This is a genomic window from Anaerocolumna cellulosilytica, from assembly GCF_014218335.1.
Classification (GTDB): Bacteria; Bacillota; Clostridia; order Lachnospirales; family Lachnospiraceae; genus Anaerocolumna; species Anaerocolumna cellulosilytica.
The window spans coordinates 1,472,448-1,493,455 of record NZ_AP023367.1 but is presented as its reverse complement, the minus strand read 5'-3'; the positions used below and the strand labels follow the sequence as shown (position 1 = coordinate 1,493,455).

Here is a 21,008-nt window from a genome sequence, read left to right as displayed (position 1 = left end):
GGTACTTAAATTCCACCTGCTTAAGATTGATATCCCCTTCCTTTAGTGGTTCCTTGCTATCCGGCTTTTCCACCACTTTAGGGATATAGCTTATAAATCTTCTAAAGTATTCGATATATAGACTGTTTGCCTGAAATTTCCCAAAGAATCCGGAGAGACTGATTAAACGGTCCTTTAACTGGGTTGCCGCATAAAACATAGTTGCAAAGGCTCCATAAGTAACGGTTTTTAATTTTACCGTCTGATAAAGTAACACCAGCATAAATACAGTAAACATAACAAAATCATTTAATGCATACTCTGAAACAAAGCCATAAAAGCTGAGTTTATAACCATACTTTTTCAGAACTTTTTTGGTTTCCTGACTTGATTTGGTGTAAATTCCTGACATTTTATCCTTTAAATCATAAAGCCGCATTTCTTTGGCATAGTCCGCCAGGTAAAAGACCCGCTTTACATATTCTCCTTTACGTTCTAATGGTTTTATTTCCATATACTTTTGATTTCTGGTTTGATTAAGTCTTACATTATTAACCAACGTTGTAACGGCTGTAAACAGGGCAAGTATAATACCCAGATAGTTTACAGATAGTATGATAGCTCCTAGGGACAGAATCGCAATAAATAAGTTTAAAAGCTCCATCATTGTATTATAAATTTCAAAACACTGATCCTCCGCCTGAGAAGCTGCCAAAATGAAATCATTAAAAAATGCAGGATTATCATAGCAGTCCAAATCCATAGCAACCGCCTTTTCAAAAAGTTCCAATTGCAGCTTCTGTTTTAGCCTCTCTTTAGCTACCGGGGTCACCACATACTCCAGTGCAGCATCAATCAGACGGATAATAAGATTTGCAGCTCCTAAAAGAACCAGCATATAAAGAACCTCTTCAAAGGCTTTTTGCTGCTGCACAGAATCTATGATATACTTTAAAGAATATGTATAGGTGAGAACACCAATAAGTGCATTCAGTATCTGCATCACTATTTTAAATACTGCATAAAATGATACATATTTAAAAAGATATCTTGCGATAAATATATTATTGGAAATGGTTTTTTGCAGTCCCTTCTTCTCCATAACCCCTCTATTCCTGCGACTGATAGTTCATAGCTTGTTTTTTGAACATATCTGCATATTTACCATTATAATTTATAAGTTCTTCATGGGAACCCTGTTCTGTAATGCAGCCTCTCTCCATAAGATAAATCTTATCTGCAAGCTTACAGGCTGACATTCTATGGGAGATAAAGATTGCACCTTTGCCACGGCTCACCTCTATTAAACTGTCCCAGATTTTATCTTCTGCAATCGGATCAAGTGCACTTGACGGCTCATCCATTATAAGTACATTGCTGTTAGCAGCAAAGGCTCTGGCTATGGCAATTTTCTGATTCTGCCCACCGGATAGTACCTCGCCTTCTTCATCAAATTCCCTAGTAAGCATGGTATATATACCTTTTTTTAAAGTCAGCACCTTATCTAAAATCCCGCTTTTCTCCAATGATTTTTTGACCAGATTCTCTTTTCCCGGCTCTGCGTCCTCCATAAGAACATTTTCTGCTGCTGACATACTAAAAATATTAAAATCCTGGAATACCGTACCAAAAGCTTTCCGATACTCTTTTAAATCATAGGCTTTAATATTGATTCCATTAAGCCTGATTTCTCCCTCTGTCGGGTCATAAAGACGCAAAATCAGCTTTACAAAAGTTGTTTTACCGGACCCGTTATGTCCAACTATGGAGACTTTTTCATATCTGTTCATATGTAACTTTAAATTGATATTATGTAAGACCGGACGGTCGGAATTCGGATAAGAAAAACTAACGTTTACAAATTCGATACTCTCAATGCGTTCCGGTACAGGAATTGCATTTACTTCATTTTTAATACTTGGTGAATGATTTAAAAATTGTTTCAAATTATCGATGTATAAACTGTCTGTTCGAAGAGTGATTAAATTATAGAGAAGAACTTCCATGGCACCGGATAGAGACAGTACTCCGTAAAATAATACGGTAAAATCGCTGATGCCTGCCGGCTCCCTTATGCTTTTATATACCTTATATATCATGAAACCTATGGTGGGCAGAGAACCTGCAAACAATCTTTGAAACAATCGAAAGCCCATCATAGGATAACAATACTTTTTTATATTCTTAATTATATTTTCTACTGCCTCATTAAAGATTTCCTGTAAGACAGAAAAAATTGGATAGAGCCTTAGTTCCTTGGCATATTTTTGCAGATATACTGTTCGCTTTACATAATCTTTTTTTCGATTGTGAGATACATTCTCCATCGTAAGCTTGTAATCCAATAATTTCAATCTTTTACCCATGACACTGGTAGCCAGCACCGGCATTAAGACAATAATAACTGAAAAATAATCAATCGTAGCCAGTTTTATTAAATAACAAACTGCCACTACAATACCGGATAGTATATTGGATATAGTATCTATTACCTTTATAATACGTCCATTGGCTTCTGCTGCCGCCTTAGTATAGTTATCATAAAATTCTGCATCCTCATAGCAACTGATATCTGCTTCAAATGCTTTTCCAAAAACCATAAGATTCATCCGCTCAATCAGTATCTGGTCATATATCAGCTTTGTTTTTTCATTATAGATACACTGAACTCCTTTTATTACAAGAAGAACGAATGAGTTAATTACAACTATAAGCACAAGCTTATCAAAAGCTTCATTCCTTTGCAGACCTTTTACCAGCGTTTCAATAATCAATAAAAAATAAAAGCTCACTAATTTTGACATAAGATTCACTGCAATATCCATAATTACTCTGGGCGGACAGAGCTTAAAGGCTATGGACAAAATATAGATATTACTCTTAATCGCGTTGTGTAAATTCTTTGGTTTTTCCTTATTCATTTTTATACCCTATCTACGTGCCTTGGCACGCACTTAAATCAATCGTTGAAAGTGCTTTTCTTTCCCACTTATACTGCCCACAATTATTATTCATCATTTTATTACAAATTATTGGAAATTTCAAGATATATTTTACATTTTTTTCAATAATAAATCCGAATAAATCCATAGACGTATAATGTCAATCCTTTATAACACTATATATCAAGTTCTTTTAAGCAGCTGGGGCATTGATGGAACGGATATATTTAAAAGACAGTTACCAGAACCATCCAAACTAAGATGATTTGGTAACTGCCTATCTTATTTTTGTATAAAAAACGGATGAAACTTTTTGATATTTAGCGGCTTAATATTTCTTTATATACACGAAGTACATTTTTATAAAAGATTGCCTCAATCTCATGATTCTGAAAACCTTCTCTTTTTAAAGCTTCTTCTAATAACGGAAGATACGATGCATCAGGCAGTTCCTTATGAGACGGTATTCCATCAAAATCAGAACCTAGTCCAATACATTCATATCCGCCTACATTGGCTATATGCTTAATATTTTCCACCAAAGATGCTATCGTTCCCACAGCTTCTTCCTCCTGCTTTACCTCTTGTAAAAAGGAAGGACAGAAATTCATCCCTGTTATGCCTCCTCTTTCTGCCAGTTTTACTATCATATCATCCGTTAGATTTCTTACATGGCGGCAGACGTTTCTGGCATTGGAATGACTTGCTACAAAAGGTTTTGTAGTATTTTCAAGAACTTGATAAAAGCCTGCATCTGATAGATGGGACACATCTATAATCATCCCCAGCTGTTCCATTTCCCATATCATCTTAAGTCCGAAATCTGTTAATCCTTTTTCCGTCTGGGAGGTGTAAAAATCCGGTTTTTGATCTTCTGTCCGAGTAAAGTTAGGATGTCCAATACCATTTTCATAATTCCAGGTAAGTGTCAGCATCCTTACACCAAGACGATAAAAATTCCGCAGATGTTCAAGGCTGCTCTTTGTAACCCCACCCTCTTCAATCGTAAGTAAGGTGGATATCTTTCCCGCCTCCTTGTTACGGCGTATATCTTCATATGTAAAAACTGGTGCAAGCGTATCCTTATATAATTCTAATTGCCCATAATAAAAATCAATAGCCTTTAAGCAATATTCCAGTGGATGCTCCTGACCTTTTAAGTCCACAAATATGGCAAAGTTCTGCAACAGGTAATCTCCCTTTTGCATTTTTTCAATATCAATATGATAGGTATTCCTATTAAGGTTACTAATCTCTCCTTTTACTACCGTATTATATAGTGCGGTAATTGTATCACAATGCATGTCTGCTACTTTCAACTTTTTTCCTCCTTTATTCTGTAAACTTTATCGCCTTAATTACTCACAGCCGTCTGAATAGAATAAACTCCCCACAGCTGTTATTTTTTCAGGGAGATCTTCCCTATAATCCGGGTCACAAGGATTTAAACTATTAATTACCACTCCGTCACTACCACTTTTTGCAGTAGCATGAACATATCTATCTTCTCCTATATACATAGCTATGTGCCCGGGAAAATACAGTAAATCTGCTGTCTTCATAGCCTCATAAGGCACCTCATGAATAGGAAATCCCGGCATAATCGCTGAATCCCTGTATATAATTACACCGTTTAATAAATATGCCACAGAACATAAACCCGAACAATCGATACCAAGCGGACTTTTTCCGCCCCACCGGTACTGGGTGCCAAGGTAGGAAAGGGCAGCTTCCACAACGCTCTTTCGTAATGCGTCTTCCGTTTCTTTCGTACCCCGGTTATAGTAATTATCAATGAAAAAAGCGTCTGTTATATAATCTGCAAGAAATCCTCTTTTGATATAACCATTCCTGCCATCACACAGAGCAATCTTGACCCAACCATTCTCCTCATCATAATCCAGTACGGCAACCAGTGCCCCTCTGGTAAGGCTGGTTATTCGAAATCCTTGTATTTTCGGCTGATCAAGTACATCTGCATACGCTTGTATTACAATCATTTTAGCATACTTATCCCACATTTGTAACAATCTTTCTCCAATTATTAACTGAGATTTATGTACATACCCGGTATAACGGTATTCTGTCTTAACAAAAAACCACTCAAGCGCGTCATCCTTAAGTATTTCAACCTTTCGTCCATAAAAATTCTCATCCACTAATTCACTATATCTGTCCGGCTCCTTCCTTAAGGAAGCAAGCGTTGCATTTACCAAAGCGTATTTCATAGCTTTCAATCCTTTCCTTCCAGAACATACTTATGTGTTACCGGTTTATTTCTTATCATAACCCACCACAGTCCATATCCCCGTTTCATCCTGCCGTATAAGTTTTCTTAAATAAACATTCTTAATAGGTGATATTTCATTATAAATTTTAGCAATGGCGGCATCTCCTGTATTCATAGTAATGGTAATATCCTCATAAGCAATCGGATAATCCCCTATTATACCACCGGGCTTCATAATAGTGCTGACATAGACCTGACTTACAAAGACCGGGTCTAACTTCCAGGGCGAATGTCCTGCATCCACATTTTTCTGTTCATTTTCTTCTACTTTTTTATCATATTCTACCACGACCTCCGGCTTAAAGATATCCTGCCTTGTTTCTGGAAATACCACTTCCCCCGCTGAGATACCTTCAGCAAATTCAGCGAGAATATCAATACCAATGGAACCGTATACCCTGTATTCCCTTCCTTCCTCCTGCCAGCGTATGGAATTAACCTCCTCCATGGCAAAAAGAGCACTTCCAAGAATTGCCTGACTTCTCCCCCTATGTACCATTATCTCTGCCTGATTGAGATTTACTGTACCTAAAATAGCCAAAGGACTGGGTCTAAACTCTTCTGATGCATTTTTAATATCAATGATAGCAACTCTCTTATTAATCTGCCCCACATAATAAAGCTTCACAACTCTTTCAGAAATTTCTGCCACTGTTTGAAACAGCATATAATTCTCCGGTATTTCTATGGGGAGCTTCGCATTAACTCCAATAAGTCCATACGCTTCTTCTGTACAGGATACAATCTGCTCGGTTTGATTGGTTCTGACTGTGTATCCACCTGGCTGTTCTAGAACAAGAAGCTTAGAGGGTATGTTTTTCTCATATTCAATCTGGGTATAAGTAATCTCATACGCTGACTTATCCCTTGGAGCCGTCCGCTTCTTGATAGGAAGCTTAGTCTCCTGATCAAGCCACAGACAATAAATTTCTCCGTCTTTTGTTATTACCTGATACAGCCTTGTTTCTCTGCCTGCTACCATATCCTTATCTACTTCTTTTATTCTTTTTACTGCTTGCATAGAAGTGATTTCATGACCTATTTCAAACATAAATTGCGTAGTACTTGGCTGAACGGGCAACATCTGTACTGTCTTAGAACTTGGATTTAGCTGCCACTTGTGCTGCCCGTTATTAATTGTAGTTATTCCTTGGTTTACCCCCTCCAATTCCTTTATATAATACCTTCCCTCTCTATCTGACCAGATATCACGTACTGCTAATATAGCCTTTTCACCTTTTTCATTTGCCCGGTAAATCGTCTGAATTCCATGATAGGCAGCTACTCCTTCATATGCTTTTGCCATATCATATATGATTGTATTACTTTTCATGACTGATAACTTAAACATACCCAGAAGAATCGCAAATACGCCTAAAAGGATTGTGCTTAAAATAAATCTCTGTTTCTTTGGATATATAAAGTTACATTTTCTCAAAAAAGAAGCAGCATGTAATGGCATGCCTTCAACTCCCTTCAATCCTACACTGCTTTCTGTATTATTGTCCCTGCCCGTCACCTGTATTTTCATCTATATTATGAGGTTTTATAGGATTTTTGTCTTTATTTTTTAGGTATTCATCCACTAACGGATCTTTCATTTCATATACACGATACCATTCCTTGGTTTCTTCATTTTTAACCGTTTCGGAACGGTTTCTGTATAAGAATTTTATAATGTCATAACAGTCAATCCATATTTCATTCATACCTTCTTTTTGTGATTCATCAAATATTAGCTGTATACCAAAATGCAGATGAGGAGTGTCTATATTATTGACATTTTCATTAGCACTGTATCCGGTTCTGCCAAGATATCCGATTACATCCCCTGCCTGAACAACACTGCCAACTTCAAGTGCTTTATTGTAAGGAAAGTTTTTACGTAAGTGAGCATAATAATAATAGCGTTTTCCGTCAAAGCTGCGTATACCAATTCGCCAGCCGCCGTACTGATTCCAGCCTAGTGCTTCCACAAAACCGGATTCCACTGCAATAACAGGGGTTCCCACCTGTCCCATCATATCATGTCCCAAGTGTCTCCTTTTATAGCCATAGCTTCTGGATACTCCAAAATCATCGTAATCACTATAGGGGAAGAATTTGGCAAGAGGCAGGTAAGCCTTTAAACCATACTTTTTGACCCATACCTTTTCCTCCGGTTTTTCTTCATCTGCAACCTGAATTTCATATTCTCCTACTAAACCACTAAGGATTGCGGAGTAAGCTTCGTAATAGTAATTATAGTACTTCATCTCCTCCGTCAGAGAGGCTATCGTTTCTTCTTTGTCTTTTAATTTATTTACCAGGTCATTTAAGTCTTTTTCCTTATATTTTGAAAAATCACCGCCATATCTGGTTCCTAAATAAGCCAACAGCTCTATCCAGTTTAATTTTACCTCTTCTGTCTGAGAGGCTACATCATATTCATATGCCTTTCCCATGGCAGAAGAACTTACATTAAAATCAACCCATTTTATGTAATTGGATTCTGAATTTGGAAAAAAAGCATCCAATGCACCTTCTAGATATCTCTGGGAAAAGAGATACGAACATAATGCTGCCAGCAGGAGAAGCTCAATTAATATCCCCCGTTTTAATTTTACCCTTTTAATCATGAGCACCCTCGCATACAAACTGTAGTATAATATTATGTTTTTTGCAGGTTGCATATTACTGAATCTCAAAAAACATTCTGTTCATATCATAAAAATGTGTTATAATATTATTTATGTACATAATAGGGTGTCTGATACTGCTCTTAGATCAGGCAGATTCCCTGCATATAAGCTAGAATTACAGCTTTTGTATTAATAAAGGACATTAACAAGGGAAAAACTCTCTAAATATAGATATTTCCCTGGAAAAGAGGATGCTTATGAAACCAGAATGGTCATTAGATGCACTTTATAAGGGTTATCAAGATGAAGCCTTTATAAAAGATTTAAAAAAGTCAGACGTGCAAATAGCACTGATTAAAGAGTACATTAAAACGCTTGATACTGTTGAGCCTGCGGAAGCACTTCCTGCTTTAATCGGTTATATAGAAGAATATTCCGTACTCATAAACAAATTATCAGCTTATGTATTTCTTAGAAAATCTACGGATACCACCAACAGCGAAACAGTTGCAATCATGGGTAAACTACAGGATAAAACCAGTCAACTTTCCAAAGAATTTGCCATTTTTAAAAAGTATATTGCAAAACTAGATAACCTTGATGAAATCATTGCAGGCACCCCTAACTTAGAAAATTATCGTTTCTTTTTGAATCACCAAAAAGAAAATGCCAAATATACGTTAAACGATGAAGTGGAAGAAGTGATTGCAAAGATGAACTTATCCGGGGCTTCTGCCTGGTCAACCATGCAGCAGTATCTTACCTCCACGCTGGAAGTGGATTATAACGGTGAAAAAACGACTCTTTCCGATATCCGTAACCTAGCCTACAATTCAGATGCAAAAATTCGTAAAGAGGCTTATGAGGCTGAAATCGCTTCTTATGAAAAAATTAAGGACCCAGTAGCTTTTTCTCTGAATCATCTAAAATTCCAGGCAAATACCCTATCCGCTTTAAGAGGTCATGATTCTGCTCTTGCCATGAATTTAAAACGTGCCATGATGACACAGGAAACACTGGATGCTATGTTTACTGCTATTCGTGAATATCTGCCAAAATTCAGAGCTTACTTAAAGCGTAAAGGGGAATTGTTAGGACATAAAAACGGACTGCCCTGGTATGACTTGTTCGCTCCCCTTGGAAGCACCCAGAGAACCTTTTCCGTAGAAGAGGCAAAAGAATATTTAGTAAAACATTTCCGTAGTTTTTCAGATGATCTTGCAGATATGATCGAAACTGCCTTTGACGAGGAATGGATTGATTTCTATCCCCATGCCGGTAAAGTAGGCGGTGCCTTCTGCTATAATCTGCCCTACATTAAACAAAGCCGCATCTTAACCAATTTTGACGGCTCTTTAAGCGACGTAGTTACCCTTGCACATGAACTTGGCCACGCTTATCATGGTTTAAATATTCAGGAACATCTTCCTCTAAATACAGATTATTCCATGCCGGTAGCAGAAACTGCCTCTACCTTTAACGAAACCGTTATTATGAATGCTGCCATTGCAGAGGCTCAGGGTGAAGAAAAGCTTACTTTAATCGAAAGCCAATTACAAGATGTTACTCAAATAATTATCGATATCTATTCCAGATTCTTATTTGAAAGTGCTGTCTTTGAAAGACGTAAGGAAGCCTTCCTCTTCTCCTCCGACTTAGAACAACTCATGCTTGATTGCCAAAAGGAAGCATATGGAGACGGCCTGGACGCCGAAGTACGCCATCCTTTTATGTGGGTGTGCAAAGGACACTATTACAGAGATTCTCTTGACTTTTATAACTTTCCTTATGCCTTCGGCGGATTATTTGCCAGAGGACTTTATGCAAAATATCAGGAAGAGGGAGAAGCCTTTCTTCCAAAATATCGTACTTTATTAAATGCCACTACTGTTAATACGGTAGAAGATGTAGCTAAAATGGCTGAGATTGACCTTACAAAACCGGATTTTTGGAGACAGAGCCTTAGCATGGTAGCTGAATCCATTGATTTATTCTTAGACATTACTAAGAACTAATACAAAATTATTCATAAGAAAAGGAAAAGACCTCATGGAAAAAGATTTAAACTGCGCTTATTGTATGGAAGGGGAATTAGTAGCAAAATTCGGTATTAAGATTTGTGACCTTACTACTTCAAAACTCTATCTTTTTAAGGAACAAAGCCACAAGGGAAGAGTTATCGTTGCTCACAATTATCACGTTGGAGATATGACTCAACTGACAGACGAAGAAAGAACTGCTTTTTTCGCTGATATTGCTAAAGTATCGGGAGCATTACAGACTGCTTTTAATCCCGATAAGGTAAATTATGGTGCTTATGGCGATACCGGACACCACCTTCATTTTCATTTGGTACCTAAATATAAAGAAGAATTTGAATGGGGTGGCGTATTTGCAATGAATCCGGATAAAGTATATTTATCAGAAGAAGAATACAAGGATATCATTGATCAGATTCAAAAGCACCTGTAGATTGAGATATTCCATAGAAGAAATAAAATAGGAAAACCTTGCAACGTTTTCTGCATAAAGAGAAGCTCCAGACTTTTAAACTGCATTATATAAGGCAGGAAAGTCGTGGAGCTTCTTTCTTAATTATTTTGTTATAAAGGATTATCAACACTTATCCTTCATAGCTACATTTCCAATCTAATATTATTATCAACTGATATACGCATGTCGCTTCCATTTACCGCTTAAGAATCTGGTAACAAAGCAAATACCACGGAAGAGCCAGTCAATAGTCATAGCTATCCAGACACCCATTAATCCCAATTTAAAGCTATACGCGAGAATAAAACTAAAACCTATTCTCCAAACCCACATAGATATAATAGAAATTAACATTGTATTTTTTACATCATTTGCAGCTCGTAATGCATTCGGCAGGCAGAAAGAAATAGGCCAAATAATACAGCAGCATATACTATGATATATAACAAGCTGCATAGCCAAAGCTTCTGTTTCACTTGAAAGATTATACAGACCAATAATAGGTTCCCGTAAAAGCAGTACTCCCATATTTAATATGATTATTATTATGTAAGTTATCTTCATAAGTTTAATCACATATTTCTTTGCCTGTTCTAAATCTCCTGCTCCTACGCACTGTCCAACCACAGTAATCATAGCAAGACCGATTGCCGATCCTGGAATAACTTCAAGACCTGCAATGGTATTTCCTACAGCATTGGCAGTTATTGCAACCGTTCCGAAACTTGCCGTGATGCCTTGAACAAGAACTTTACCAATTTGAAATACACTGTTTTCTAATCCATTTGGTACTCCAATATTTAGAATACGACGAATCATTTTCCAATCAAATCTTTGATGAAAAATATTACTAATATGAATAGGATTTTTTGCATTATGGATTAACCCTAACATGATTACTGCAGCCACTGCCCTTGAAACCAGTGTAGGATATGCAACACCAGCAACTCCCATACGAAACCCAAGTATCAAAATGGCATTACCACCCACATTAATAATATTCATAATAATTGATACCATCATGGAAACCTTTGAGTTACCCATAGTACGAAACAATGCTGCACAGGAATTATATATAGCCAAAAACGGAAAAGAGAGTGCTGTAATATAAAAATAAGTAACGGCATTGTCCATTACTGCCTTTTCCACTTTACTTCCATAAATAGTTCGCAGGATTGCCTGATTACCTATCAAGGATATTCCCATGATGAGCAACGATATACAGCCCACTGCCAACAGCAACTGATTCGCTGCCTTACAGGCTTCCTTTGTCTCTTTATGACCCAAATACTGAGCTGCTACAACTGCCCCACCTGTTGCTAAGGATGAAAATAATGTTATTAAAAGGACATTCAGCGTATCCACTAGGGATACACCAGAAACCGCCGTTTCTCCTGCCCTTGCAACCATCATAATATCTGCCATACCTACAGTTACTGCCAATAGTTGCTCGATAATCAATGGAATGATTAGTTTCTTTAACTGCTTATTGTTGAACATACTTTTCTCCTTGGTTAACCTCTGCCCATATTATAGTCTAAAAATAAACATATAAATAATATTATGAACTGCTTTAAGATAAAAAGCAATATAGTTTTTTACTGAAAAAAATCTATTATCTTACCCTTTATTAAGTAAAGTGCACGTAAATATTTGCTTTATTCAGACTATATTGCTATAATAGCAACTGCCGCTTTGTTTTTACACTTATATGTGAGATAAAGTGAAAGAAATCTAAATCTAATACTAGGAAAGGACGCCGCATTATATTCTTTCACCGGTTGTAAAAATACAGCCCATTATATTGTGGCAGCATTGCAAGCAACCTGCAATATGCTTCGGGTAAAAAATATGATTAAATTAGTTGTCAGTGATATTGACGGTACTTTATTACACAATGGTAATCAATCACTGGATGCAAAAACCATTCAGACGATTCTCACCCTTCAGGAAAAAGGACTTTTGTTTGCAGCAGCAAGCGGAAGACAGTATCCGAACTTAATCCGGTTATTCGGCCCGGCAAGTAAGGATATGATATTCATATGTGAAAACGGAGGGCTTATATTATATAAAGACCAAATTCTTTTAAGTTCATCTATGGACAGGACACTGGGACTTGCATTAATAGAGGATATCTGGAATCGTGAAGGCTGTGAAATCTTGCTGTCTGGTCAATTTACCTCTTACTTAAAACCAAAGTCTGAAGAATATTATCACCGTATGAAGAACATCGTAAGAAATGATGTAACCTTAATAGAAGATTTTAAAGATATTAAGGAGGACTTTATTAAGATATCCGTATTCGAAAAAGCAGGTATTGCGAAAAATTCAGGTGATTATTTTGTATCAAAATGGGAAAGCTACTTTAAATGTACCATATCAGGACACGGCTGGCTAGATTTTACAGCTCCGGATGTTAATAAAGGAAACGCCTTACGCTTTCTCCTTAAAAAGCTATCTCTTTCAACAAGTGAGGTTATGGCTTTTGGCGATAACTATAATGATTTGGAGATGCTCTCTATGGTACAGTACGGATATGTAATGGAGAATGCCGCCAAAGAAATCAGAGACCGCTATTCTCTCCGCGCACATTCTGTAGCAGATACTTTGTGCGACTACTTTAAACTTAACCTGTAACCGAATATCCTGTTATATAACAAAAGACTGCCAGAAAAGTATTGTATATTTGGCAGTCTATCTTATTTTCATCTTATCCTAATTACAGTTGCGGTATACTTATTTTTTTATAAGAAAGGTATTGACATTCACGCTGCGTCATAGTCTATCATGAATCTTGCAGGCAGTTAAATTAAAGTTATTACCACCCGCCTGACTGTAGCGCACGTTGTTAAAGAAGGGAGAAAAATAATTATGGAATATACCGTTCAAAAATTAGCAAGACTGGCTGGTGTCAGCCCAAGAACTCTAAGATATTATGATGAACTCGGTCTTCTAAAACCTGCCAGAATCAATTCCTCCGGATACCGTATCTATGGAAAACCAGAAGTGAATCTGTTACAGCAGATACTCTTTTACCGGGAGCTTGGGGTCAGTCTTGATGGTATTAAAGACATAATTACCACCCCTTCCTTTAATAGTTTGGCTGCTTTAAAGGAACATCATAAAAAACTGCTTGCTAAAAAGAAACAGTTAGAGCTGTTAATTATTAATGTTGAAAAAACGATAGTATCAACTGAAGGGAGAATTACCATGTCAGATAATGAAAAATTTAAAGGATTTAAACAGAACTTGATTGCTGAAAACGAAGCGGCATATGGCGTAGAAATTCGTGAAAAATATGGAGAAGAAGCTATAAATCAGTCCAATCAAAAACTAATGAACTTAACAGAGGAGCAGTATAATCAGGTAAAAGCTTTGGAAGAAGATTTATTTCAGACATTAAGTGCCGCCTATGAAACCGGCAACCCGGCCGGGGCATTGGCTCAAAAGGCGGCAAATCTTCATAAACAATGGCTTTGCTTTTTCTGGGAACAATACTCACCAGAGGCTCATGCAGGTCTGGCACAAATGTACGTAGCCGATGAACGCTTTAAGGCTTACTATGATAAAGCACAAAGCGGAACAACCGAATTCTTAAAAGATGCTATTCTTAATTTTACAAAAACGAATAGGTAAGGCTGACACAACTGCTAGAGTTCTCCTATTTTAAATCTTTTAATAGCAGATGAAACATATATTTTTGCGGTACTCTTTCTTTAAGAAACTCATGAATGACACGTTTCATCTGCTATTATGGTTCTCCAAAAACAAAGACATCCTAATTTAATCCAGGTAAAATCTCCTCTATGCTATTATTTCTCTTTTTTTACATAATGTAATAAATTCTTTTGCAGAATGTGTTAACAGCTTATTCTTATGATATATAATATAAAAATACCGCCTAAGTGAAATCTCTTCTATTTGCAGTCTTATGAGATTTCCTTTTCTTAACTCCTCCTTTACTAATTCAAAGGGAAGTACGGACAGACCAAGCCCTTCCATGACTGCCTTTATAATTGCCTGGGTACTGACACTTTCCCAGATAGGGGCTATCTCAATATTATGAGTTAAAAGGGCACTTTCAAACAATTCTCTTCCTCCACTGCCTCTTTCTCTTAATATAAAATCCCATTGGGAAAGCTGTGAGGCCTGTATTACTCTACTTTCTGCCAGAGCATGTCCCTTACCGCACACAAATACTAATTCATCTTCCATGAACTTTTCGCTGACAATGTGATTGTTATGTATCACCCCTTCTATCAGTCCAAAGTCAATGTCATTGTCCATAATCCGTTTTTCAATTTCTTCTGAGTTCTGAATTGTTACTGTAACCTTTATATGAGGATATTTTTCTCTGAATTCCTTCACATACCGTATTAATAAAAAATTTCCTATAGTAATACTGGAGCCAACTCTCATAGTCCCCATACTGTCCCAATTTCTGATTTCTTTTTCCATGGCATCGAACGAATCCACAATATGGATGGCATAATCCAAAAACATTTTTCCTGCCTCCGTGATAAGCATTTTTCTGGATATCCGGTCAAATAATTGAATGCCGTAATATTCCTCCAATTCTCTGATTGCAAGACTTACCGAGGGCTGCGCAAGATAGAGTTTCTCTGCCGCCGCAGTTACACTGTTACATTCGCAAACTGTTACAAATATTTTCATATGCCTAAGGGTCATTGCTGTTTAGCCTTTCTCTGCTATTATATATAACAAATATATTATGTATATTATAAGATAATACTATTTTTATTATATTAATTCAAGTTGTATAATGGATTTGTGTGTGTACATTTGCACACATATGGGAGTTAAGCTAAAAAAACAACTTTTTGCACACAGAAGGGAGGTATTATGAAACATACTTCAAAATTTTATTTACAGCTATTCTCTTCTACTTTTTATATCAGTGCCTTTACCTTTGGCGGCGGCTTTGTCATAATTCCCTTATTAAAAAAGAAATTTGCTGATGACCTTAAGTGGATTAAAGAAAAAGATATTATTCATATAACTGCAATCGCACAATCTACACCAGGTTCTGTAGCGGTAAATGCATCTGTTTTGATTGGCTATCAATGCGGCGGACTTGTGGGTGCCCTATTGGCTATTCTTGGGACGGTTCTGCCGCCCTTTTTGATTCTTTCCCTTGTCTCTCTCTTTTATAATACCTTTCAAAATAATATAGCCATAAATCTGCTATTAAGAGGAATGCAGGCTGGTATCGCGGCTGTTCTTGTAGATGTAGTTTTTACGATGGGGCGTGAAATATGCAAGAAAAAAGAAGCTTTTTCTATTCTTATGATGCTTATTTCATTTTTAGCTGCTTATTTTTTTGGCATAAATATTGCCTTACTTATTTTAGCATGCGGAGTCATAGGTGCCATACAGACTATGTATCGTATGAGAAAAGGAAAGGAAACATAGTAATGAACTACATAAAATTGTTTTTAAGCTTCTTTCAAGTGGGACTGTTTAGTATCGGAGGGGGGTATGCTTCTCTTCCTATGATAAAACGACAGGTTGTAGAATTAAATCATTGGCTGACTGTAACAGAATATACGGATTTAATTACCCTATCGGGTATGACCCCCGGGCCAATCGCTATTAATTCCTCTACCTTTGTAGGTACACGTGTTGCAGGGTTGCCTGGAGCCATTATTGCAACCTTGGGCTGTATTTTACCATCTGTATGCATTGTACTTTTGCTTGCATTTCTCTATAAAAAGTTCCAAAACCTTGCAATTGTGAAGGGGATATTAGATAGTTTACAGCCGGTTGTAGTTGCCCTGATTGCCTCTGCCGGAGTTTCAATTATTATAGCTGCTTTTTGGGGCGGGGGAAGTACTCCTGTTAGTATGAAGCATATAGACACGATTGCCGTTTTCTTATTTTGCAGCAGTCTGATTTTGCTTAGAAAGACGAAGATTAATCCTATCTTCATAATGTCGGGTTCCGGATTACTTGGTTTAATGCTATATTTAATCTTTTAATGCTACATTTTTTATACAGTAGGTAACTTTAATTTGACTGCTTTTCTGTGTTTTCTATATTACATTTCCTCGTTCTCTTCTTTTTCATTATGGTAATTATTCGTTGAATTGTTACCACAATTATTACCAATTCCCTGTTTAATAGGAGCAATAAAAAAACCTGTTATAATACCTGCTAAAAACAATACGGTTCCCAATAAAAACCTCATTTTCTTGTCCATACTTTTCACCTATCATATATCCTAAGCATCTTAGGATATGACCACCAAAAGAGTGAAAGAATCTATATGTGGTATCCTTTCTCCTATTTATTTTCTTTCGCTCTTAAACTAGCTGCTGCTTATTATAATTTACCCAATATACTATCCGGTTTAACTGGACTACTTACTTGCATGAATGTACATTCTTCATAATTGCCTTAAGTATCGGCCATATCACACTCTAATTATAACACTTAACAAAAACTGGAACAAGAGCATATCATACGTATTACTATTAAAAGCTCCATAACATTCTTTTTAGCGAATAAAGAATCGTTATGAAGCTTTTATACATTCTTAAATCAAATATTCAGATACAAGCGATTAAGCAGACTCTTCAAACTGAGAATTATACAAGGAAGCATAGAATCCCTTTTGAAGCAGCAGTTCTTCGTGATTACCCTGCTCTATAATATCGCCGTCTTTCATAACCAGAATTAAGTCAGCATCTTTAATGGTAGAAAGCCTGTGGGCAATAACAAAGCTAGTTCTGCCTTGCATTAAATTATCCATAGCCTTTTGAATTCTTACTTCCGTTCTGGTATCAACTGAGCTGGTGGCTTCATCAAGTATCAGAATCTTAGGATTAGCAAGAATTGCCCTCGCTATTGTTAATAATTGTTTCTGTCCCTGAGATACGTTACTGGCTTCTTCATTTAAAATCATCTGATAACCATCCGGCAGAGTTGAAATAAAGTGATGCGCATGTGCCGCTTTTGCAGCTGCGATTACCTCTTCATCTGTAGCATCTTCTTTTCCGTAGCGGATATTGTCCATAATGGTACCGTTAAACAGCCATGTGTCCTGCAATACCATGCCGAACATCTGCCGTAACTCTCCTCGGTTAAAATCCTTAATATTATGTCCATCAATGAGAATTTCTCCGGAATTTACATCATAAAAACGCATGAGCAGTTTTACCATGGTTGTTTTACCGGCACCGGTTGGTCCAACAATTGCTATTTTCTGTCCTGGATTTACAGCTGCAGAGAAATCGTTAATAATAATCTTCTCTGGATTGTAACCGAATTTAACATGTTTAAATTCCACTTTACTCCGAATATTGTCTGTCTTAACCGGATTTTTTGCATATTGAACCTCTTCCTCTTCATCCAGAAATTCAAACACACGCTCTGAAGCCGCAGCCGTCTGCTGTAACTGACTGGATATCTGGGCAATTTGAGCAATTGGCTGGTTAAAGCTTCTTACATATTGAATAAAGGACTGAATATCACCAACTTCAATGGAATTTTTAATAGTAAGGTATCCACCTAATATGGATACTGCCACATAGCCGATATTTCCTACGAACGCCATAATAGGCTGCATCATACCGGATAAAAACTGGGACTTCCAGGCAGAATGATATAACTTTTCATTCGCTTTTTCAAATTCTGCTACTACCTGCTTTTCACCATTGAATACTTTTACAATATTATGTCCGCCGTATACTTCTTCCACCTGACCATTTACATGGCCTAAGTATTCCTGCTGCTCTTTAAAATATTTTTGTGATTTCTTTATAATGGTTCCAATCAGCCCCATGGATAAAGGCAAGGTTAATATTGCTACCAGTGTCATGGTACCACTAATAGTAATCATCATATAAAGTACACCGATAATCATAGTGATGGAACTAATCGTTTGAGAAATACTTTGATTTAGGTTCTGACTTAACGTATCAACGTCATTTGTAACTCTTGAGAGAACCTCACCATGGGTACGGGTTTCAAAATAATTCATAGGCATACGATTTATCTTTTCTGAAATATCTTTTCTAAACTGATAGGTTACTTTTTGAGAGATATGAGTCATGATAAATCCCTGTATTAAAGAGAATACCATACTGATAATATAAAGTCCCAACAGAATCATCAGTGTTTTGCCAATGGCATCAAAATTAATGCCGCCGGTTCCATTAATCTTCTTTACAAGCCCATTAAAGATTTCAGTCGTAGCATTTCCAAGGATTTTCGGTCCCACAATATTAAAAATAGTACTGGCGATTGCAAAAATTACAACGAACAATAATCCTATTTTGTATTTGCTCATATAGGCAGCAAGTTTTTTCATAGAACCTTTAAAGTCCTTAGGCTTTTCAATGACACCTCCCATGGGTCCACCCATATGTCCGCTCTGTCGTCTATGTCTGCCTGCATTCATGCTATTCTTTTCATTACTCATAAGCCAATTCCTCCTTTGAAAGCTGGGATAAGGCAATCTGCTTATAAACCTCACAATTTTTCAGTAACTCTTCATGCGTTCCCATTCCCACAATCTTTCCCTCATCCAAAACCAATATTTGTTCTGCATGTATTATGGTATTGATTCGCTGAGCCACAATTATAACTGTACTGTCTCCAATTTCATCTTTTAGAGCTTTTCTTAACTTGATATCGGTCTTATAATCCAGTGCAGAAAAACTATCATCAAAGATATAGATTTCAGGGTCTTTGGCAATGGCACGGGCAATGGATAGTCTTTGTTTCTGACCACCGGACACATTCGTACCGCCTTGCGAAATTGCTGTATCGTATTTTTCTTCTTTTTCATTAATAAAATCTTCTGCCTGCGCAATTCTTGCTGCCTTTAAGATTTCCTCCGTTGTGGCATCCTGTTTTCCATAACGTATGTTGGAATCAATGGTACCAGAGAACAATACACCCTTTTGAGGTACAAAGCCAAGTTTATCTCTTAAATCATTCTGGCTGACATTCCTGATATCAACACCGTCTACTTTAATACTGCCTTCTGTTACATCGTAAAATCTTGGTATTAAATGCACCAGCGTGGATTTACCGCTTCCTGTACTTCCTATAATCGCTGTTGTTTCACCTGGCTTCGCCGTAAAGCTAATATTTGATAAAACATCATCCTCTGCTTTGGGATAACGGAAGGATACATTCTCAAACTCCACATAGCCTTTTTTTGCGGGCAATAAGCTTTGTGTATTATCCGGGTCATGAATGGACAAATCGGTATCCAGAACCTCTACAATACGGTTTGCGGAAACAGACGCTCTTGGAAGCATAATGGAAATAATGGAAAGCATTAAGAAGGACATAATAATCTGCATGGTATATTGTATAAATGCCATCATATCACCAACCTGCATGCTGCCCTGGTCAATTCCATTGGCACCACTCCAGATAATCAACACGGTTATACCATTCATAATAAACATCATAAGAGGCATCATAAAAGTCATAACACGGTTAACAAATAAGTTGGTACGGGTCAATTCTGTATTCGCAACATCAAATCGCTTTTCTTCTTGTTTTTCTTTACTGAACGCACGGATTACAGATAAGCCGGTTAAGATTTCACGGGTTACCAGATTCAGGCGATCCACTAACTTCTGCATCAGTTTAAATTTAGGCATAGCTATCGTAAATAATGTACCAACCAAACCTAGAATTCCAAATACAGCAACCCCAATTACCCAGCTCATGGAAATATTAGTATTTAATGCTTTAATAATTCCTCCAATTGCTAGAATTGGTGCGTAAAATACAATTCGAATCATAAAAACAAGTGTCGTTTGTATTTGTTGTATATCATTGGTACTTCTTGTAATTAGAGATGCGGTTGAAAAGCGGTCGAATTCCGTATTAGAAAAACCAACGACTTTTTTAAATACCTGGCTTCTGGCATCCTTGCCAAGTCCTGCTGCAATGCGTGCAGACAGATAACCAACTAATATAGTAGAAATCATAGCTATTAAGGCAAGGCCAAGCATTTTTAATCCTGTTCTGACAATATAGTCAGACTGAATGGAAGCCGTATCCATCCCTATTAACTCATACTCTGTCTTTACAGCTTTTAAGGAAGCCTGCTTTACGATTGTTTCCGGCATCTGGCTAAAAGTATCCTCTATGGACGCTATTATGGGTTCGGCTTGTTCTTTAGGAAGCATGGTGATTATGTCTATCACCTTTAAAGATGCCATTTCTGCCGGCAATCCCTCTGATAGCTTTTGTTTTAATTCTGCCATTTGCTCAGATTCTGTCTGCAATGAGCTGACAATTAAAAAGGCTCTCGCCATAATTGCCTCTAATTCACCTATGGTCTCTTTATCTTTTGTATTGAGTACATAGATATTTTCTTCTGCCAGAATTGGACATTCTTTCAGATACTCCTCGTATTCAGAAGGTGAGACCTCTTCTTTACTAATATATTTATAAGAATTCTGAACAGTTTCCTGCTCCTTGTTATCAAGCATATACATTAAATACTTTAACTGAGATTCTCGTATAACATCGGGTACCGCACTGGTTACTCCGCCTTGCTGAATTCCTATATCCACAATATCTGAGGTATAGGAGGGCAATGCTAAATCACAATAAGCCTGTAAAGCCAGTAAGGCAATTACTATGATTAATGACCCGATGGATGCTTTCAATAGTCTGATTATTTTGAGCATT

General features: G+C 37.0%; 16 protein-coding genes. 6 read left to right on the top strand and 10 right to left on the bottom strand.

Annotated elements, in window-relative coordinates:
- Positions 1-1,088 precede the first annotated feature (1,088 nt).
- From acsn021_RS06515 to acsn021_RS06495, 5 genes are all read right to left on the bottom strand, one after another.
- Positions 1,089-2,900: an ABC transporter ATP-binding protein gene (locus tag acsn021_RS06515; protein ID WP_184092882.1), complete on the bottom strand. Its 1,812-nt coding sequence runs from the start codon at positions 2,898-2,900 to the stop codon at positions 1,089-1,091.
- A gap of 341 nt (positions 2,901-3,241) precedes the next feature.
- Positions 3,242-4,240 (bottom strand): dipeptidase, encoded by a 999-nt coding sequence (locus tag acsn021_RS06510; protein WP_184092883.1) that lies wholly within the window; start codon positions 4,238-4,240, stop codon positions 3,242-3,244.
- A gap of 39 nt (positions 4,241-4,279) precedes the next feature.
- Positions 4,280-5,149, bottom strand: a complete 870-nt coding sequence (locus acsn021_RS06505) for an SH3 domain-containing C40 family peptidase (RefSeq protein WP_184092884.1) — start codon at positions 5,147-5,149, stop codon at positions 4,280-4,282.
- Between the two features lie 45 nt (positions 5,150-5,194).
- Positions 5,195-6,673, bottom strand: coding sequence for a LolA family protein (locus acsn021_RS06500; protein WP_184092885.1), 1,479 nt, complete (start codon positions 6,671-6,673; stop codon positions 5,195-5,197).
- 37 nt (positions 6,674-6,710) lie between these two features.
- Positions 6,711-7,829 (bottom strand): M23 family metallopeptidase, encoded by a 1,119-nt coding sequence (locus acsn021_RS06495; protein ID WP_184092886.1) that lies wholly within the window; start codon positions 7,827-7,829, stop codon positions 6,711-6,713.
- A 260-nt stretch (positions 7,830-8,089) separates the two neighbouring features.
- Between acsn021_RS06495 and acsn021_RS06490 the strand changes: the two genes are divergently transcribed.
- The gene (locus acsn021_RS06490) at positions 8,090-9,847 is read left to right on the top strand and encodes a M3 family oligoendopeptidase (protein ID WP_184092887.1); all 1,758 of its coding nucleotides are present in this window, start codon (positions 8,090-8,092) and stop codon (positions 9,845-9,847) included.
- Between the two features lie 34 nt (positions 9,848-9,881).
- Complete coding sequence (locus tag acsn021_RS06485; protein ID WP_184092888.1) at positions 9,882-10,304, top strand: HIT family protein; 423 nt, start codon at positions 9,882-9,884, stop codon at positions 10,302-10,304.
- Positions 10,305-10,493: 189 nt separating this feature from the next.
- Here the strand turns inward: acsn021_RS06485 and acsn021_RS06480 are convergent, their stop codons facing one another.
- Positions 10,494-11,825 carry an MATE family efflux transporter gene (locus acsn021_RS06480; protein ID WP_184092889.1) on the bottom strand — a complete coding sequence of 444 codons (1,332 nt, stop codon included), beginning with the start codon at positions 11,823-11,825 and terminating at the stop codon, positions 10,494-10,496.
- A gap of 351 nt (positions 11,826-12,176) precedes the next feature.
- Between acsn021_RS06480 and acsn021_RS06475 the strand changes: the two genes are divergently transcribed.
- A complete protein-coding gene (locus tag acsn021_RS06475) occupies positions 12,177-12,962 on the top strand; it encodes an HAD family hydrolase (protein ID WP_184092890.1) in 786 nt (261 codons plus the stop codon).
- A gap of 234 nt (positions 12,963-13,196) precedes the next feature.
- The gene (locus tag acsn021_RS06470; RefSeq protein ID WP_184092891.1) at positions 13,197-13,961 is read left to right on the top strand and encodes a MerR family transcriptional regulator; all 765 of its coding nucleotides are present in this window, start codon (positions 13,197-13,199) and stop codon (positions 13,959-13,961) included.
- A gap of 168 nt (positions 13,962-14,129) precedes the next feature.
- Here acsn021_RS06470 and acsn021_RS06465 read toward each other — a convergent pair whose 3' ends face one another.
- Entirely contained in the window at positions 14,130-14,999 is an 870-nt protein-coding gene (locus tag acsn021_RS06465; protein WP_330601774.1) for a LysR family transcriptional regulator, read from the bottom strand.
- 189 nt (positions 15,000-15,188) lie between these two features.
- On the opposite strand from acsn021_RS06465, the gene acsn021_RS06460 reads away from it, so the two are divergent.
- Both acsn021_RS06460 and acsn021_RS06455 read left to right on the top strand, forming a co-directional pair.
- Positions 15,189-15,758 carry a chromate transporter gene (locus tag acsn021_RS06460; protein WP_184092893.1) on the top strand — a complete coding sequence of 190 codons (570 nt, stop codon included), beginning with the start codon at positions 15,189-15,191 and terminating at the stop codon, positions 15,756-15,758.
- Between the two features lie 2 nt (positions 15,759-15,760).
- Positions 15,761-16,324, top strand: coding sequence for a chromate transporter (locus tag acsn021_RS06455; RefSeq protein WP_184092894.1), 564 nt, complete (start codon positions 15,761-15,763; stop codon positions 16,322-16,324).
- 59 nt (positions 16,325-16,383) lie between these two features.
- Here the strand turns inward: acsn021_RS06455 and acsn021_RS06450 are convergent, their stop codons facing one another.
- From acsn021_RS06450 to acsn021_RS06440, 3 genes are all read right to left on the bottom strand, one after another.
- A complete protein-coding gene (locus acsn021_RS06450; RefSeq protein ID WP_184092895.1) occupies positions 16,384-16,545 on the bottom strand; it encodes a hypothetical protein in 162 nt (53 codons plus the stop codon).
- 363 nt (positions 16,546-16,908) lie between these two features.
- Positions 16,909-18,747: an ABC transporter ATP-binding protein gene (locus acsn021_RS06445; protein ID WP_184093000.1), complete on the bottom strand. Its 1,839-nt coding sequence runs from the start codon at positions 18,745-18,747 to the stop codon at positions 16,909-16,911.
- Positions 18,748-18,760: 13 nt separating this feature from the next.
- On the bottom strand, positions 18,761-21,007 hold the full coding sequence (locus acsn021_RS06440; protein WP_184092896.1) for an ABC transporter ATP-binding protein: 2,247 nt from the start codon (positions 21,005-21,007) through the stop codon (positions 18,761-18,763).
- Between the last annotated feature and the right edge of the window lies 1 nt (position 21,008).

Bases quoted from the DNA above. Each gene is read 5' to 3' on its own strand.
- acsn021_RS06440 (WP_184092896.1), bottom strand. From the start codon at position 21,007: ATGCTCAAAATAATCAGACTATTGAAAGCATCCATCGGGTCATTAATC.
- acsn021_RS06445 (WP_184093000.1), bottom strand. From the start codon at position 18,747: ATGAATGCAGGCAGACATAGACGACAGAGCGGACATATGGGTGGACCC.
- acsn021_RS06455 (WP_184092894.1), top strand. From the start codon at position 15,761: ATGAACTACATAAAATTGTTTTTAAGCTTCTTTCAAGTGGGACTGTTT.
- acsn021_RS06490 (WP_184092887.1), top strand. From the start codon at position 8,090: ATGAAACCAGAATGGTCATTAGATGCACTTTATAAGGGTTATCAAGAT.
- acsn021_RS06470 (WP_184092891.1), top strand. From the start codon at position 13,197: ATGGAATATACCGTTCAAAAATTAGCAAGACTGGCTGGTGTCAGCCCA.
- acsn021_RS06480 (WP_184092889.1), bottom strand. From the start codon at position 11,825: ATGTTCAACAATAAGCAGTTAAAGAAACTAATCATTCCATTGATTATC.
- acsn021_RS06465 (WP_330601774.1), bottom strand. From the start codon at position 14,999: ATGAAAATATTTGTAACAGTTTGCGAATGTAACAGTGTAACTGCGGCG.
- acsn021_RS06460 (WP_184092893.1), top strand. From the start codon at position 15,189: ATGAAACATACTTCAAAATTTTATTTACAGCTATTCTCTTCTACTTTT.
- acsn021_RS06505 (WP_184092884.1), bottom strand. From the start codon at position 5,149: ATGAAATACGCTTTGGTAAATGCAACGCTTGCTTCCTTAAGGAAGGAG.
- acsn021_RS06485 (WP_184092888.1), top strand. From the start codon at position 9,882: ATGGAAAAAGATTTAAACTGCGCTTATTGTATGGAAGGGGAATTAGTA.
- acsn021_RS06495 (WP_184092886.1), bottom strand. From the start codon at position 7,829: ATGATTAAAAGGGTAAAATTAAAACGGGGGATATTAATTGAGCTTCTC.
- acsn021_RS06515 (WP_184092882.1), bottom strand. From the start codon at position 2,900: ATGAATAAGGAAAAACCAAAGAATTTACACAACGCGATTAAGAGTAAT.
- acsn021_RS06475 (WP_184092890.1), top strand. From the start codon at position 12,177: ATGATTAAATTAGTTGTCAGTGATATTGACGGTACTTTATTACACAAT.
- acsn021_RS06500 (WP_184092885.1), bottom strand. From the start codon at position 6,673: ATGCCATTACATGCTGCTTCTTTTTTGAGAAAATGTAACTTTATATAT.
- acsn021_RS06450 (WP_184092895.1), bottom strand. From the start codon at position 16,545: ATGGACAAGAAAATGAGGTTTTTATTGGGAACCGTATTGTTTTTAGCA.